Genomic DNA, 15,263 nt, shown 5'->3' on the forward strand with positions numbered 1-15,263 from the left:
CTGTGCGGCTGGGGCGAGGAGGGCCGTCGCACTAACGTGGAGTCATGCCCGACGCACGCGATTGGTCCCGCGACGACACCGCCCGCCTCCTGCGCGTGCCGGGCGCGGATGACGACAAGTACTCCCGCGGGGTCGTGGGCCTGCGCACCGGGTCTTCGGACTACCCCGGCGCAGCCGTGCTCGGCGTGGAAGCGGCGTGGCGTGCCGGAGCAGGATTCGTCCGGTATATCGGTGAGGGACGAGCGGCGGATGCCGTGATCGCTCGCCGCCCCGAGACGGTGGTCAGCCCGCGGGCCGCCGGCGCACGCGTCGGCGCCTGGGTCATCGGATCGGGGACGAATGCCGCGAGCAGGACCTCCGACGAGGAACGCGAGCTCCGCGACCTGCTCGACGGCTCCGTTCCGGTGGTCGTCGACGCGGGGGCACTGGATCTCGCGCCCGGGAGCCGCGCGCCGCTCGTGCTGACGCCGCATCGACGCGAGTTCGAGCGGCTGCAGACTCAGCTCGGCTTCGGCGGTGACGATGATCGGGCGACCGCGGTCGCCCGCGTGGCGAGCGAGATCGACGCGACCGTGCTGCTGAAGGGCGCGCAGACGCTGATCGCAGACCCCGACGGCGGCGTCATCCGAGTGGAGGCAGGCACCGGCTGGCTGGCGACGGCCGGCACCGGTGATGTCCTCGGGGGTGTTCTCGGAGCGCTGCTCGCGGGCGACGTCGACGCATCGACTGCGGAGATCGCGGCCGCCGCCGCCTGGCTGCACGGTCACGCCGGGCGCATCGCTGCGGGCATCGGCGCAATCGGCGGCGCGCAGGGGCATCCGATCGTCGCCCTGGATGTCGCGGAGGCTCTTCCTCGCGCGATCGCGGACGTCATCGCGTGAGTCGCACCACGACGGTTCGTCTCGTCGCGCTGTGGAGCGCGTTCGCGACCGTGCATATCGCGATCGCGGTCATGGGGTGGCTGTACCCGAGCCAGCCGATGGGCGACGTGGTGCTGGTCTACGAACCCTGGTCGACCGCCGCGCTCTCGGGAGGAGCGATCGTCGGGATCACCGAGTCGTGGGTCTATCCCCAGCTCGCGCTCGTTCCCATGCTGCTCGCCAAGGTCCTGTCGGCCCCGCTCATCGCCGTCGTGGGCGCCTCGGAGGCCTATCTGATCGCGTGGGCTGCGCTTGTGACGGTGCTCGATGCGATCGCCTTCGCGGTGCTTCTCGGCCGCGCATCATCTCGGCCGCGGCGTGCGGCGGCGTGGTTCTGGGTCGCCGCCCTGCTTCTGCTCGGCCCGATCGCGATGTACCGCATCGACGCGATCACCGTGCCTCTGACGGTGATCGGCGGGCTCTGGCTGGTCCGTCGCCCCGCTGCGGCAGCCGCGCTGCTGACGATCGGCGCCTGGATCAAGATCTGGCCGGCCGCCCTCGTGCTCGCCGCCGTGGTCGCGCTCGTGAGCAGGATGCGCGTCCTGCTCACGGCTGCAGCCGTGTCCGCCGTCGTCATCTCGCTGCTGTTCCTGCTCGGAGCCGACACCGAGATCTTCGGATTCCTGACGGAGCAGACCGGGCGGGGCCTCCAGATCGAAGCCGTCGCGGCGACCCCGTTCCTCTGGCTCGCGATCTCGGGTGCCGCTCGCATCGAGTACAGCTTCGACATCCTGACCTTCCAGATCAGTGCTCAGGGTGCGGACGCGGTCAGTGCGGTGCTCACACCGCTGATGGCGGTCCTCGTGGTCGTCGTGATGGTCGTCGGGGGACTCAAGGCTGCGCGGGGCGCGGCGTCGGCGCGGCTGTTGCCTCCTCTCGCGCTGAGTCTCGTCACGACCCTGATCGTGATGAACAAGGTGGGCTCACCGCAGTTCCAGACGTGGCTGATCGCTCCGGTCATCCTGTGGTTCGTCTTCGACCGCGCACGAGCCGTCTGGCCCGCCGTGCTCGTGCTCGCGCTCTGTGCCCTCACGTGCCTGGTCTACCCGCTCAGCTACGACGCGCTGCTGCGCGCGGAGCTGCTGCCCATCGTCATCCTGACCGCGCGGAACGTCCTCCTCATCGTGCTCCTCGCCGTCGGCATCCGCGCCGTCGTCCGTGTGCCCGCCCGCAATCCGTCCACCACCCGGGAGTGAACCCATGTTGATCGCCTTCTCCGTCGCGCCGAGCGGCACACCCTCCGACGGATCGGAGCGCTCAGACGCGTCGGTCCACGACGCGGTCGCCGCCGCCGTGCGGGTCGTGCGCGAGTCGGGACTGCCGCACCGCACGACCAGCATGTTCACCGAGATCGAGGGACCGGACTGGGATTCGGTGATGGACGTCGTCAAGCGCGCGACCGAGGCCGTGATGCCGTTCGGGTCGCGGGTCTCGCTGGTGCTCAAGGCTGACATCCGACCCGGGTACGCGGGGGAGCTCGATGCGAAGATCGAGCGGCTCGAAGCGGCGATCGACGACTCGGACACCCCGTAGACTCGACGGGTGAATCCCTCGACTGAATCGAGGGGTGCGGCGAAGTGGGCGCTCCTCTCCCTCGCCATCGGCAGCTTCGGCATCGGCATGACCGAGTTCGTCGTCATGGGCCTGCTGCCCAACATCGCTGACGAGCTGCTGCCCACGCTGTGGGCCAGCAGCCCCGAAGACGCGCTGAGCCAGGCCGGCTGGCTGATCTCGCTCTACGCTCTCGGCGTCGTCGTTGGAGCTCCCACGATCGCCGGCTTCGTCGCGCGCTACCCGCGGCATCGCGTCATGATCGGGCTGGCTCTGGCGCTGACCCTGTTCAACGCGCTCACGGTCTTCCTCCCGACCTTCGAACTCGTCGGTGCCTCGCGATTCCTCGCGGGGCTGCCTCACGGCGCCTACTTCGGCATCGGCGCGCTGGTCGCGGCTGACGTGATGGGGCCGGGCAACCGAGCCAAGGGCGTCGCCTTCATCCTCACCGGATTGACGGTGGCGAACGTGGTCGGGGTGCCGTTCGGGACCTTCCTCGGTCAGCTCTGGGGGTGGCGGGCAGCCTTCGCGGTCGTGACCCTCGTCTTCGCCCTCGCGACCGTCTGCATCATCTTCTTCGTGCCCGAGCATCCCGGCTCTCCCGGCCGGACCATGCGCGAGGAGCTCGGCGTGTTCCGCATCCCGCAGGTCTGGTTCACGCTCGGCGTCGGTGCGATCGGGTTCGGCGGCTTCTTCGCGGTCTACAGCTACATCGCGCCCCTGGTGACCGAGGTGGCGGGCTCTCCCGAGTGGGCGGTGCCGATCGTGCTGGTGCTGATGGGATTGGGCATGACCGCCGGCAACCTCGTCGGCGGGCATCTCGCCGACATCGACCTGCGACGCACGCTGCTCTTCGGACTCGCAGCGATGGCGCTCGTGTTCGCACTCCTCGCCGTGCTCGCATTCTGGATCGTCAGCCTCGCCCTCCTCGTATTCGTCGTGGGCTTCGTGTCCTCGGTGCTCAGCCCGACGATCCAGACGCGGTTGATGGATGTCGCCGGAGACAATCAGTCGATCGCCGCGGCGATGAACCACTCTGCGCTCAACATCGGCAACAGCCTCGGCGCGTTCCTCGGCGGCATGGTGATCGCGGCCGGATGGGGCTTCGTCGCGCCGTCGTGGACGGGGGCGGCCCTCGCCGTCGCGGGCCTCGTGATCGCGTTGCTGTCGTATCGCACAGAGGCGCGCAAGCCCGTCCTCGTTCCGGCCTGAGCGGCATTGCGCCTCATAAAGTGAGGCTGTGACCGATCTCGACCATCTGCCCGTCGCCGGGACGGCCGTGCTGCTGCGCTCGACACCCGACGGCTTCGCTGTGCTGCTGATGCGCCGGCCGGATCGCGGTTCGTTCGCCGGTGCGTGGGTGTTCCCGGGCGGCAAGGTGGAGCCGTCCGACCGCCACGCGGGGGCGGAGGAGAGCGACGACGCGCGTCGAGCGGCGATCCGTGAGACGCGCGAGGAGGTCGGCCTGACGATCGCCGATCCGGTGCTGCTGTCCCGCTGGCAGCCGCCGGCTGAGGCGCCGATCCGCATCCGGACATGGTTCTTCCTCGCCGGAGCGCCGGAAGGGGACCTGCGGTTCTCGCCCGGCGAGGTCGTCGACGCGGTCTGGCTGAGCCCGGTCGAAGCTCTGTCGAAGCATGCCACGGGGGAGTGGACGCTCTTCCCGCCGACCTGGGTCACCCTGCATCAGCTCAGCCGGTTCGACACGGCCGAGGACGCTCTCGCGTCGGCTGGCGATGCGCAGCACTTCGCGACCCGAGTGGTCCAGTCGCCACAGGGCACCGACTTCGAGTGGGAGGGCCTACGGCTGCGCACCGGATCCCTGCCGTGGACGATCGATCCGATCTAGCTCGCGAGCAGCCGCCGCAGGTTGCTGCCGACCGCCTCGGTCTCGATGAGGAAGCCGTCATGCCCGAAATCGCTGTTCAGCACCACGGCCTCGGTGCCGTCGAGGGTGTTCGGGATGCTGCGGGAGATGCGGTGCTGGCCGTCGACGGGGAAGAGGCGGTCGCTGTCGATGCCGAGGACGAGCGTCGTCGCCGTCACGGCGCGCAGCGCCTCTTCGACCCCGCCGCGATCGCGGCCGACGTCGTGCGAGTTCATCGCCTCGACGAGGGTGATGTAGCTGTTCGCGTCGAAACGGCGGGTGAACTTGTTGCCGTGGAAGTCCAGGTACGACTCGACCGCGAAACGTCCGCCATGGCCGAGAGGCGACACCCCTGACTGCCACGAGCGCTGGAACCGCTGGTTGAGCTCGATCGGACTGCGGTAGTTGAGCAGTGCCATGCGACGGGCGAGCGCCAGGCCGCGGTGCGGGCCGTCGCCGTCGGCCAGATCGTAGTACTCGCCGCCCAGGAACCGGGGATCCATCCGGATGGTCTCGAGCTGCACCGTGTTGAGGGCGATCTGATCGGCTGTCGTGACCGGAGGCGATGACAGCACGGCGAGGCGAGCGACGCGCTCGGGGTGCGAGACCGCCCATTCGAGCGCGTGCATCCCGCCCATGGAGCCGCCGATCACCGCGGCCCAGGTGTCGATGCCCAGCGAGTCGGCGAGGCGTACCTGCGCGGCGACCTGGTCGCGGATCGTCAGGTAGGGGAAGCGCGAGGCCCACTCGTATCCGGAGGGGGCGATGCTGGCCGGGCCGGTGGAGCCCTGGCAGCCGCCGAGCATGTTGGGTGCGATGACGAACCAGCGGTCGGTGTCGAGCGGTGCTCCGGGGCCGGTGATGTCCTCCCACCAGCCGGCGGTCGGGTGTCCCGCCCCGGCGGCGCCGCGCACGTGACTGTCGCCGGTGAGCGCATGCAGGACGAGGATCGCGTTGTCCCGGTCGTCGTTCAGCTCGCCCCAGGTCTCGAACGCGAGGCGGAAGCCCGGGAGCTCGGCGCCGCTCTCGGTCGGGAAAGCGCCGAACGAGGTGAAACGCCGTCCGCCGGCCGGGTCCCCGTCGCGCCAGGCGCCGGTGGCGGGAGGTCGTGCGCGAAGCAGGCGCACGTCGGCCTCCGTCACGGGCGCCGACGGCACCGTGTCCTCAGAGGTCGTCTGCCAGTCCATGCTTCCATTCTCGCCTGACGCGCGACGCGCCGGCCGCAGGTTACGCGCCCGGTGCGCCGCGGACGGATGCGTCGTCGGATCGCTCAGAACGCGAGGGTGGTGACCGTCGCCAGGTGGTCGCTGCTGCCTGCCCGCATGGTCGTCGAACCGAGCACGGTCAGGCCGCGCGTGAAGACATGATCGATCCTGGCGAGCGGGAGTGCGGCGGGCCACGTGAACCCGAGGGCGCCGTCGGTCGGCCTGACCCAGTCGAGCTGAGATCGGATGGCGCCCAGGGCAGGATCTGCAGAGGCGGCGTTGAAGTCGCCGACGACGACGACCGACCCCGATGAATCGGCGGCGACGGCATCGGCGATGCCGGACAGCATCGCGTCCCGCTCGCTCTGCACGCCTGGGCGGACGGACGCCGCGTGCATGACGTAGACGGCCACGTCGCCATCCGGCGCATTCACGACCACACGCAGTGCGCGCTTCCAGTCGAGTCCGAGCGACAGCGCCTGCGCATCCGCGATCGGCAGGCGGCTCCACACGGCGACCGTGCCGACGGCATACGAGTGCGGGTAGTCGGCGGCGAGCGCGTCGCGTGCCGCCGCGAGGCTGTCGGCGTCGAGCTCGGTGAGGGCGATGACCTCGGCGCCGGAGCCAGCGAGGTCTGTCGCGGATTCCGCCGCGCCACCGGAGTGGGCGCGCACGTTCTGGCTGACTATCCGCACGCCGGGCGATTCGTCGGCGCTGCCCGATGCGAAGCCCGGAGCAGACGGAGCGATCGCCATCATCCACGCGACGATAGGCACGAGCAGCACCAGGAGGACACGGCGGGCGAGGAGGAGGGCGACCACCGCCAGCACTCCGAGCGCGAGACCGCACCAGGGGAGAAGCGCAGCGGCCGCGGTTCCCACCACGCCCGGGACCCAGACGCACACGATCATGACCAGCACGACCAGTGCGACGACGGCGATGGCTCGCCCCGCGGGTACGTGCGTGCGTCGGCGGGTCGGCGGATGCGTCGTGGCGGCGATCGTGAGCTCCTCGGGTGGGTTCTCATTGTCGTCCGCGCCGCCTGTGCACGGGCCGAACGAGCCGGGGACGAGAAGTGCCCCGAGCCGAAGCCCGGGGCACTTGCTCTGCGTGACGGCGGTCAGGCGCGAGCGGCCTCCGACACGCGGCGAGCCGCGGCGAGTGCCTCGTCGAGGTCTGCCTTGAGGTCGTCGATGTTCTCGATGCCCACCGACAGTCGCACGAGGCCGGGGGTGACGCCGGCCGTGAGCTGCTGCTCGGGCGTGAGCTGCGCGTGGGTGGTCGACGCCGGGTGGATGACGAGAGAGCGCACGTCGCCGATGTTCGCGAGGTGGCTGAACAGCGACAGGCTGTTGACGAACTCGCGACCGGCTTCGACGCCGCCCTTGAGCTCGAACGACAGCACCGCACCGACGCCCTTGGGTGCGTACTGGTTCGCCTTGGCGTACCAGGGCGACGAGGGCAGGCCAGAGTAGTTGACGGATGCCACGTCGTCCCGGCTGTCGAGCCACTCGGCGATCTCCTGGGCGTTCTGCACGTGACGCTCGATGCGCAGCGACAGCGTCTCGATGCCCTGGATGAGGTTCCAGGCGCTCTGCGGCGCGATGGCCGAGCCGAGGTCGCGGAGCAGCTGCACCCGGGCCTTGATGATGTAGGCGAGCGGGTCACCGACCGCGGCGGTGTAGCTCGCGCCGTGGTACGACGGGTCGGGCTCGGTGAGGCCGGGGAAGCGCTCGACGTTCTTCGACCACTCGAAGGTGCCGCCGTCGATGATCGCGCCGCCGATGGTGGTGCCGTGGCCGCCGAGGAACTTGGTGACCGAGTGCACGACGATGTCGGCCCCGTGCTCGAACGGGCGGATCAGGTACGGAGTCGCGATCGTGTTGTCGACGATCAGCGGGACGCCGCCCTCGTGCGCCACGTCGGCGACGGTGCGGATGTCGAGGATGTTGATCTGCGGATTGCCGATGGTCTCCGCGAAGAAGAGCTTGGTGTTCGGTCGCAGCGCGCGGCGCCACTCCTCGGGGTCGTCCTGGTTCTCGACGAACGTGACCTCGATGCCGAGCTTGGCGAGCGTGTACTTGAACAGGTTGTACGTGCCGCCGTAGATCGAGCTGGACGAGACGATGTGGTCACCGGCCTGCGCGATGTTCAGCACAGCGAACGTCGACGCCGCCTGACCGCTGGCGAGGACGAGGGCTCCGGTGCCCCCCTCGAGCGCCGCGAGGCGCTGCTCCAGGACGTCCTGCGTCGGGTTCTGGATGCGGGTGTAGATGTTGCCGAACTCCGCCAGGGCGAACAGGTTCGCGGCGTGATCCGCGCTGTCGAACACGTAGGACGTGGTCTGGTAGATCGGAGTGGCGCGGGCCTTGGTCACGGGGTCGGGAGCAGCGCCGGAGTGGATCTGCTTGGTCTCGAAACGCCAGGTCTCGGGTGCGGACATGTGTTCCCCCTGGAACTGTTGGAAGGTCGATTCGACTGATGTCGTTGATGCGACAGTACGGAATATCGGAAGTTGTCAACAGTGGGTGGGAAATGTGACGTAATGAACACCGGCCGGATCCCGGCGCCGGTGCGCGTGCGGGTTCAGGGCCGGCCGAGCAGCCTCGCCGCCCACGTGCGAGCGATCGCGAACGGCTCGGCGAACGTCGTCATCCCGACCGTGACGATCGCGCCCTCGTACAGCAGCATCATCGCCTGTGCCATCGCCTGCGGATCGGTGATCCCCGCTTCGCCGCAGAGCTCCTCGAACAGATCGAGGAGCCAGGCCTTCTGGCGAGACACCTCGGGGAACACCGGGTGGTCGTCGTTGCCCTCGCCGATCTCGGCTCGGGCGTTGATCGCGCTGCATCCCTTCGGGCTGTTCTCGTCGGACCAGGAGATCGCGGCGTCGAAGACCGCGAGCACACGGTCGGCGCCGCGATCGGGCACCCGGGCGAGCTGGCCGGCGACGTGGTCGCGCCACCGCGCATCCCGGTGCTGGAGGTAGGAGACGACCAGCGCCTCCTTCGACCCGAAGCGGTCGTAGAGCGTCTTCTTCGTGACTCCGGCCGCCTCGGCGATCGTGTCGACCCCGACCGCGTGGATGCCTCGCTCGTAGAACAGTCGCGATGCGGCGTCGAGAACGCGCCGCCCTCCGGGCGTGAGCGGGACGAGTTCGGGAACGGACGAGGTCATGCGGACGACTATACCAGTCTGTATAGTCGGCATCATGAGTAAACAGATCGGTGTACTTCGGGTCGTGACGACGGCGACCGCCGCGACCGCATTCGTCGTGACCTGGAGCTCGGGGTTCATCATCCCGGCGTTCGCCACCGTCGAGGTCTCGCCCCTGACGCTCCTCGTGTGGCGGTTCGCACCCCTGGCCGTCGCGCTGCTGGTGCTCGTCGTCGTCTCAGGAGCGGCGACGGGGATGCACCGCCGTGAGCTCCGGATCCAGGCCTCGATAGGGATCTTCGCGCAGTTCGGCTACTGCATCGCGGTCTACGGTGCCGTCGCCGCAGGCATCGCCACCGGCACCGTGGCTCTCATCGACGCGGTGCAGCCCCTGGTGGTGGCTGTGCTCGTCGGGCCCATCCTCGGTCTGCGCGTGCGCGGAGCCCAATGGGTCGGGCTCGGAGTGGGCGCGATCGGAGTGCTGCTCGTCGTCCAGTCGCAGCTCGGCGCCACCGAGGCTCCACCTGCGGCCTATGCGCTGCCGGCCGTCGCCATGGTGTGCCTCATCGTCGGCACCCTGCTGCAGCGGAAGACCGGGGTGCAGACCGGCGTACTCGTGACGCTGACCGTCCATGTGACGGTGACGGCGGCGCTGCTCGTGGTGATCGCGGCGGTGACGGGGACGCTGGTTCCGCCCGCCTCCGGATCGTTCTGGCTCGCCGTGGTGCTGACCGCGGCCGCTCCGACGCTCGCCGCATACGGCCTGTACTGGTGGCTGCTGAAGCGCATCGGCATCACCGCCCTGCAGGCGCTGCTCTTCCTGATCGCGCCGACGACGTCACTGGCCGGAACCATCCTGCTGGGGGAGCCTCTGACGATCCTCACGATCGCCGGATTCGCGCTGTGCGGAGCCGGGGTCGCACTCGTCCTCGTCTCCGAGGTCCGGTCGGCGCGCGTCGACTCCCGACGCGGCGCGTCGACGCGACCCGACGATGCGCAGCGGCTTTCGCGGCCGGAACATCGTACGGTGGAGGAATGGTGAACAGGCGTGCAGTGGTGACGGGTGCGAGTTCGGGTATCGGACAGGCGACGGTGCGCGCGCTGCGCGCCCGCGGCTGGGGGGTCGTGGGAGTCGCACGACGGGCGTCCCGATTGGAGGCGCTCTCGGCGGAGACCGGGGCGTCGACGATCGCGTGCGACCTGACGAACCCGGAAGCCGTCGCAGCGCTGGTCTCGGAGCTCGAGGATTCGGGACCCGTGCACGCTCTCGTGCAGGTCGCGGGCGGAGCGCGAGGCACGGATCGCATCGAGAACGCGTCGATCGACGACTGGCAGTGGATGTACGACGCGAACGTGCTCTCGAGCCAGCGTCTGGTGGCGGGGCTCCTGCCTCTGCTTCGTCGGGCAGCCGCCGCGGACGGTCACGCGGACACCGTGTTCGTGACCTCGACGGCCGCCCAGGTGGCCTACCCGGGCGGCGGAGGCTACAACGCCGCCAAGGCCGCGCAGGCCATGCTCGTGCACGCCCTCCGTCTCGAGTTGAACGGCGAGCCGATCCGCGTGTCCGAGATCGCTCCCGGAATGGTGCACACCGAGGAGTTCACGCTCAACCGTCTGGGCGGAGACGCGGTCGCGGCAGAGGCCGTGTATTCGGGCGTCGAGGCGCCGCTGCGCGCCGAGGACGTCGCCGACGTGATCGCCTATGCCCTCGACGCGCCCGCTCACGTGAATCTCGACCTCGTCACGATGCGACCCGTCGCGCAGTCGGCCAACCATCTTCTCGCCCGCGGACCGCTGCGCGTGCGGCCGATCGACTGAGGATGACCGCGCGCACTCTCGCCGAGCTCGCCGGCGACGGTCTCATGGACCCCGAATGGGCGGACGCACTCGCTCCGGTTCAGCAGACGATCACCGCCCTCGGGGAGCGGCTGCGGGAGGAGCAGGCCGCAGGACGCGGTTATCTTCCCGCGGGCGATCACGTGCTGCGCGCCTTCGAACGCCCGATGTCCGACGTCAAGGTGCTCATCACCGGTCAGGACCCGTATCCGACTCCCGGGCACCCGATCGGGCTGTCGTTCGCCGTCGACCATGACGTGCGGCCGCTGCCGCGCAGCCTGGGGAACATCTACCGGGAACTCGAGAGCGATCTCGGCATCCCGCCTGCCCCGCACGGAGATCTGTCCGCGTGGAGCGACCAGGGGGTCCTGCTGCTCAACAGGGTGCTGACCGTGCGGCCCGGCGAGGCCGGCTCCCATCGCCGCTGGGGATGGGAGCAGGTGACCGAGCTCGCGATCCGCGCACTCGTCGCGCGGGACCAGCCGCTCGTCGCGATCCTGTGGGGCAAGGACGCGGCGAATCTGCAGCCCCTCCTCGGCGAGACCCCCGTGATCGCCTCGGCGCACCCGTCTCCGCTCTCCGCACGGCGCGGATTCTTCGGCTCTCGGCCGTTCTCGCGAGCGAACGAGCTGCTCGACGGGCTCGGTGCGAGTCCGATCGACTGGCGCGTCGGCGAAGCGCCCCCTCTAAGCTGATCGCATGCAGTTCGAGCCCGGTGATCGCCGCCGTGTGCTGCCGCGCCATCTGCGCCCGCAGCCCGAACCCGACGTGTTCTCGTACTCGATCCGCCCCGCACGTTCGGGCGACCTCCCGTACGTGCGCGAGATCTACAACCATTTCGTCAGCAATTCGGTGGTCACTCTCGATGAGCGGCGCAGCAGCATCCCCTACTGGCGTGAGAAGTTCGCGCTGCTGAGCAAGCTCGGCCTGCCCTTCCTAGTGGCGGTCTCGCCGGCGGGGGTCGTGATCGGGTACGCGCTGGCGCAGCCGTGGGCGGGCAAGAACGCGTACCGGTACACGGTCGAGGACTCGATCTACCTCGGTCCGGGAGCCGGCGGCAAGGGGCTCGGAGCTGCGCTGCTGCAGGCGCTCATCGACGCCTGCGAACAGCTCGGCATCCGCGAGATGGTGGCCGTGATCAGCGACACGAAGGCCGACGCCTCGATTCGGCTCCACGCGAAGCTCGGCTTCGTCGAGGCCGGACGGATGGGCCGAGTCGGGCACAAGTTCGGCCGGGACCTCGGGACCGTCTACATGCGCCGCGCGCTGCGTCCCAGCCGTCGGCGGAAGTTCTTCAGCACGAGCTCGGCGCGCTGACGACCCTGCTCACGACGGGGGAGCGGGGATCACGGGGATCGCGGCGAGGAGAGCCTTCGTGTAGTCCTGCGTCGGGCGCAGCAGCACGTCTGCGGTGGGGCCTCGCTCGACGACGGCGCCGTCCTTCATCACGACCACCGTGTCGCACAGGTTCTGCACCACGCCGATGTCGTGCGACACCAGGACGAGCGTCAGGTCGGCGCTGCGTCGCAGCTCGATCAGGAGCTCGAGGATCTGAGCTCGCACGGTCACGTCGAGCGCCGACAGGGGCTCGTCTCCGACGAGGATGCGGGGTCGATGCACGATGGCGCGGGCCAACGCGATCCGCTGCCGCTGCCCTCCCGAGAACTCGTGCGGGTAGCGGTCGCCCATCTCGGGTTCGAGGCCGACCTGCTCGAGCACGTCGCGCACGCGCGCGCGGTGGTCTCCCTCGATGCCGAGCGCCCAGAGGGGCTCGCGGATGATCTGGGCGGCGGTCATGCGAGGGTCCAGCGATGCGTACGGGTCCTGGAACACGAGCCCGGTCTGACGGCGCAGCCAGTGCAGCGAGCGGGCGGATGCCGCGGCATCCACGGCTCTTCCATCGACGGTGACGGTGCCGGACGTCGGACGGTCGAGTCCGAGCAGCAGTCTGACGAGCGTCGATTTCCCCGACCCGGATTCGCCGATGATCCCGACGGACGACCCCTCGACGATGTCGAGGTCTGTCGGTGCCAAGGCTGTCTGCCTGCGCGTCGGCTCGAAGGCGGAGCGCTTGGGGATCACGAAGTCACGCCGCAGAGACCGCGCCTCGATCAGGCTCATCGCGTGCCTCCCTCGGGCCGCCACAGGGTCGCGGTCGCGTCGCGGAGCAGCCCCTGGGTGATCGGCGACGTCGGGGCGGTGAGGAGCGTGCTCACGGGAGCCGCCTCGACCACGTGGCCGTCTTCGAGAACCACGCCCTGGGTCGCGACCTGAGCGAGGACGGCGAGATCGTGGGTGATGAACACGAGTGACATGCCCTGCTCCTCGACGAGGTTCAACAGTAGAGCGAGGATCTCGGCTTGGATCGTGACGTCGAGAGCGGTCGTCGGCTCATCGGCGATGAGCAGACGCGGTCGGCACGCGAGCGCCATCGCGATCGCCACCCGCTGCCTCTGACCGCCGGACAGCTGGTGCGGATACCGATCGACGATCGACGTCGGGTCGGGCAGGCGCACGCGAGCCGCCTCCTGGATCGCTCGCTCTCGGGCCTCTCGTCGACCGATGCCCTCGTGGATGCGGATCGACTCGGCGATCTGCCTGCCGACCGTGCGGATCGGGTTCAGAGCGGTGCGCGGCTCCTGGAAGACGATCCCGATCTCGTCACCGCGCAGGCGTGCGAGCTCGCGATCCGGCATTCCGATCAGCTCAGTGCCGTTCCAGCGGATGCTGCCGCTCGCGGTCGCGCCGTCGGGAAGGAGCCCGAGAACGGCCAGGGCGGTCAAGGACTTGCCGGATCCGGATTCGCCGATCAGGCCCAGGCGCGATCCGTCCGGCACCTCGAACGAGACGCCGTCGACCACCGGCCGTCCGTCGATGCGGACGACGAGGTCGGTCACTTCGAGACTCATGCGATCACCGCCGGCGTGTGGATCTCGGCGGCGCGATGGCGCAGCGTGGGATCGGTGGCCTCGCGCAGGCCGTCGCCCAGGAGGTTGAGAGCGAGCACAGTGATCGTGATCGCGAGGCCCGGCCAGATGACCGAGAGGGGATGCACGCCGATGTAGCGCTGGAGATCGGCGAGCAGCAGCCCCCAGCTCGGCTCCACCACCGACGCGCCGAAGCCCAGGTACGACAGTCCCGCTTCGGCGAGCACGGCGACCGCCATCGACCACGACAGCTGCACGATGAACACAGGCGCGACGTTGGGCAGCAGGTGGCGCGCGAGGCTCTGACCGGTCGTCAGGCCGGAGGCCCGCGCGGCGAGGACGAAGTCGCTCTGCTGCACGCGGCGCAGCTCTGGTCGGGTGACGCGAGCGATGTTGACGCCGAAGCCGATGCCCACCGACCAGATCACCACCCAGAGCGAGCCGCCCCAGACCGACGAGATCATCATCGCGATGAGCAGCACGGGGAAGGCGATCAGGATGTCGACGAGCACGGCCACCGTCTCACGCAGCCACCGTGCCGTGAGCGCGCCGAGCGCGGCCAGGGCGATGCCGACGACCGTGGCGACGAGCCCGGCGCCGATGCTCACGAACACCGTCGTCCGAGAGCCCGCCATGAGCAGACTGAGGATGTCGCGCCCGGTGTCGTCGGTGCCGAGCAGATGGGGCCAGCCGGGGACACCCCAGCGAGCCGCCAGATCGGACTCCTGCGGGTCGAACGGCGTCCAGAACAGCGAGACGAGCGCCGTGAGAGCGACGATGGCGACGACGATCAGACCGAATCGCCCGGTCGCGGTCCGCCACAGTCTCGACAGCCAACCGGACATCAGGCCTCCCTCTGCCGAGGATCGATCGCACGATGGACCAGATCGACGAGGAAGCCCACCACGAGCACGAAACCGGTGAGCACGAGCAGCTCGCTCTGCACCTTGACGAGGTCGCGCGTTCCGACGTCGGCCACGAGCATCCGCCCGATGCCCGGGAGGGTGAACAGCTGCTCGATGACGACCGAGCCGACGATGATGCCCGCGACCTGCAGTCCGAGGACAGTGATGATCGAGAGTCCGACTGCCGGTATGCCGTGGGAGATAAGGGCGCGCGTGCGGGTGAGTCCCTTGGCGGCGGCGGTGCGGACGAAGTCCTGTCCCGCGGCCTGCAGGGTCGCACTGCGCACGAATCTCATGAGCATCGCGCCCTCGACGATGCCGATCGTGAGAGCGGGCAGCAGCAGCGACTCGATCGCTCGCCAGGGCGTGCTCCACCCGGTGCGGGGAAAGCCCTGCGGGGGAAGCCAGCCGAGCCAGACCGAGAAGACGACGATGAGCATCATGCCCGCCCAGACGACGGGCACCGCGGCGAGAGCCTGCGCGCCGACGCTCAGCGCCGTGCCTCCGCGACCGCCACGACGCAGCGCGGCCAGGATTCCGAACGGCACGGCGATGAGGACGGCGATGAGCAGGGAGAGGATGCCGAGCGGGACCGTGACCTGCGCCTTCTCGAGCAGCTCCTCGCCGACCGAGGCGCCCGAGAGGAGCGACGTGCCGAGATCGCCGCGGAAGATCCCGCCGATCCACTCCGCGTACTGCGCGGGGAGAGGACGGTTCAGACCGAGGGATTCGCGAAGGGCCTCGACCTCGTCGGGGGAGGCCTGCGTGCCCGCGATCAGCTGTGCGACATCGCCGGGGAAGACCCTGAGGGTCAGGAAGATCACCGCACTCGAGACGAGGAGCCCTGCGATGAGCAGGGCTCCTCGAACGAGCGCGTAGCGGATCACGACGTGCGC

17 protein-coding genes are annotated in these 15,263 nt (G+C 69.6%); 9 read left to right on the top strand and 8 right to left on the bottom strand.

Annotated features, from left to right (window positions below):
- Positions 1 to 44: 44 nt before the first annotated feature.
- From BEP68_RS05470 to BEP68_RS05490, 5 genes are read left to right on the top strand one after another with little or no spacing between them, the layout of a single operon-like run.
- On the top strand, positions 45 to 881 hold the full coding sequence (locus BEP68_RS05470; protein WP_187249450.1) for an NAD(P)H-hydrate dehydratase: 837 nt from the start codon (positions 45 to 47) through the stop codon (positions 879 to 881).
- Entirely contained in the window at positions 878 to 2,116 is a 1,239-nt protein-coding gene (locus tag BEP68_RS05475) for a hypothetical protein (RefSeq protein WP_315985273.1), read from the top strand. The genes BEP68_RS05470 and BEP68_RS05475 overlap by 4 nt, the downstream gene beginning before the upstream one ends.
- 4 nt (positions 2,117 to 2,120) lie before the next feature.
- Positions 2,121 to 2,453, top strand: coding sequence for an MTH1187 family thiamine-binding protein (locus BEP68_RS05480; RefSeq protein ID WP_056278282.1), 333 nt, complete (start codon positions 2,121 to 2,123; stop codon positions 2,451 to 2,453).
- 9 nt (positions 2,454 to 2,462) lie between these two features.
- Positions 2,463 to 3,683, top strand: coding sequence for an MFS transporter (locus BEP68_RS05485; RefSeq protein ID WP_187249451.1), 1,221 nt, complete (start codon positions 2,463 to 2,465; stop codon positions 3,681 to 3,683).
- Between the two features lie 28 nt (positions 3,684 to 3,711).
- Positions 3,712 to 4,320 (top strand): NUDIX hydrolase, encoded by a 609-nt coding sequence (locus BEP68_RS05490; RefSeq protein ID WP_187249452.1) that lies wholly within the window; start codon positions 3,712 to 3,714, stop codon positions 4,318 to 4,320.
- Here BEP68_RS05490 and BEP68_RS05495 read toward each other — a convergent pair.
- The 4 genes from BEP68_RS05495 to BEP68_RS05510 form a co-directional block, all read right to left on the bottom strand.
- Positions 4,317 to 5,525 (bottom strand): homoserine O-acetyltransferase, encoded by a 1,209-nt coding sequence (locus tag BEP68_RS05495; protein WP_053095688.1) that lies wholly within the window; start codon positions 5,523 to 5,525, stop codon positions 4,317 to 4,319. The genes BEP68_RS05490 and BEP68_RS05495 overlap by 4 nt on opposite strands.
- 83 nt (positions 5,526 to 5,608) lie before the next feature.
- Entirely contained in the window at positions 5,609 to 6,454 is an 846-nt protein-coding gene (locus tag BEP68_RS05500; RefSeq protein WP_261987758.1) for an endonuclease/exonuclease/phosphatase family protein, read from the bottom strand.
- A gap of 209 nt (positions 6,455 to 6,663) precedes the next feature.
- Complete coding sequence (locus tag BEP68_RS05505) at positions 6,664 to 7,986, bottom strand: bifunctional o-acetylhomoserine/o-acetylserine sulfhydrylase (protein WP_056278296.1); 1,323 nt, start codon at positions 7,984 to 7,986, stop codon at positions 6,664 to 6,666.
- A 143-nt stretch (positions 7,987 to 8,129) separates the two neighbouring features.
- On the bottom strand, positions 8,130 to 8,720 hold the full coding sequence (locus BEP68_RS05510) for a TetR/AcrR family transcriptional regulator (protein ID WP_187249454.1): 591 nt from the start codon (positions 8,718 to 8,720) through the stop codon (positions 8,130 to 8,132).
- Positions 8,721 to 8,754: 34 nt separating this feature from the next.
- On the opposite strand from BEP68_RS05510, the gene BEP68_RS05515 reads away from it, so the two are divergent.
- Genes BEP68_RS05515 through BEP68_RS05530 form a run of 4 tightly spaced genes read left to right on the top strand, consistent with a single transcriptional unit; the run spans position 8,755 to position 11,852 of the window.
- Positions 8,755 to 9,741, top strand: a complete 987-nt coding sequence (locus BEP68_RS05515) for a DMT family transporter (protein ID WP_187249455.1) — start codon at positions 8,755 to 8,757, stop codon at positions 9,739 to 9,741.
- Positions 9,735 to 10,517, top strand: coding sequence for an SDR family oxidoreductase (locus BEP68_RS05520; protein WP_171821902.1), 783 nt, complete (start codon positions 9,735 to 9,737; stop codon positions 10,515 to 10,517). Before BEP68_RS05515 ends, BEP68_RS05520 begins: the two co-directional genes overlap by 7 nt.
- Positions 10,518 to 10,519: 2 nt before the next feature.
- Positions 10,520 to 11,230, top strand: coding sequence for a uracil-DNA glycosylase (locus BEP68_RS05525; protein WP_053095692.1), 711 nt, complete (start codon positions 10,520 to 10,522; stop codon positions 11,228 to 11,230).
- A 4-nt stretch (positions 11,231 to 11,234) separates the two neighbouring features.
- A complete protein-coding gene (locus BEP68_RS05530) occupies positions 11,235 to 11,852 on the top strand; it encodes a GNAT family N-acetyltransferase (RefSeq protein WP_053095693.1) in 618 nt (205 codons plus the stop codon).
- A 9-nt stretch (positions 11,853 to 11,861) separates the two neighbouring features.
- On the opposite strand, the gene BEP68_RS05535 is transcribed toward BEP68_RS05530, so the two are convergent.
- Genes BEP68_RS05535 through BEP68_RS05550 form a run of 4 tightly spaced genes read right to left on the bottom strand, consistent with a single transcriptional unit; the run spans position 11,862 to position 15,254 of the window.
- Entirely contained in the window at positions 11,862 to 12,656 is a 795-nt protein-coding gene (locus tag BEP68_RS05535) for an ABC transporter ATP-binding protein (protein WP_187249456.1), read from the bottom strand.
- Positions 12,653 to 13,444, bottom strand: a complete 792-nt coding sequence (locus BEP68_RS05540; protein WP_056278304.1) for an ATP-binding cassette domain-containing protein — start codon at positions 13,442 to 13,444, stop codon at positions 12,653 to 12,655. Before BEP68_RS05540 ends, BEP68_RS05535 begins: the two co-directional genes overlap by 4 nt.
- Positions 13,441 to 14,307 (bottom strand): ABC transporter permease, encoded by an 867-nt coding sequence (locus tag BEP68_RS05545; RefSeq protein WP_053095695.1) that lies wholly within the window; start codon positions 14,305 to 14,307, stop codon positions 13,441 to 13,443. The genes BEP68_RS05540 and BEP68_RS05545 overlap by 4 nt, the downstream gene beginning before the upstream one ends.
- Entirely contained in the window at positions 14,307 to 15,254 is a 948-nt protein-coding gene (locus BEP68_RS05550; RefSeq protein ID WP_053095696.1) for an ABC transporter permease, read from the bottom strand. Before BEP68_RS05550 ends, BEP68_RS05545 begins: the two co-directional genes overlap by 1 nt.
- Between the last annotated feature and the right edge of the window lie 9 nt (positions 15,255 to 15,263).

Source organism: Microbacterium sp. 4-7, from assembly GCF_014332665.1.
Lineage (GTDB): Bacteria > Actinomycetota > Actinomycetes > Actinomycetales > Microbacteriaceae > Microbacterium.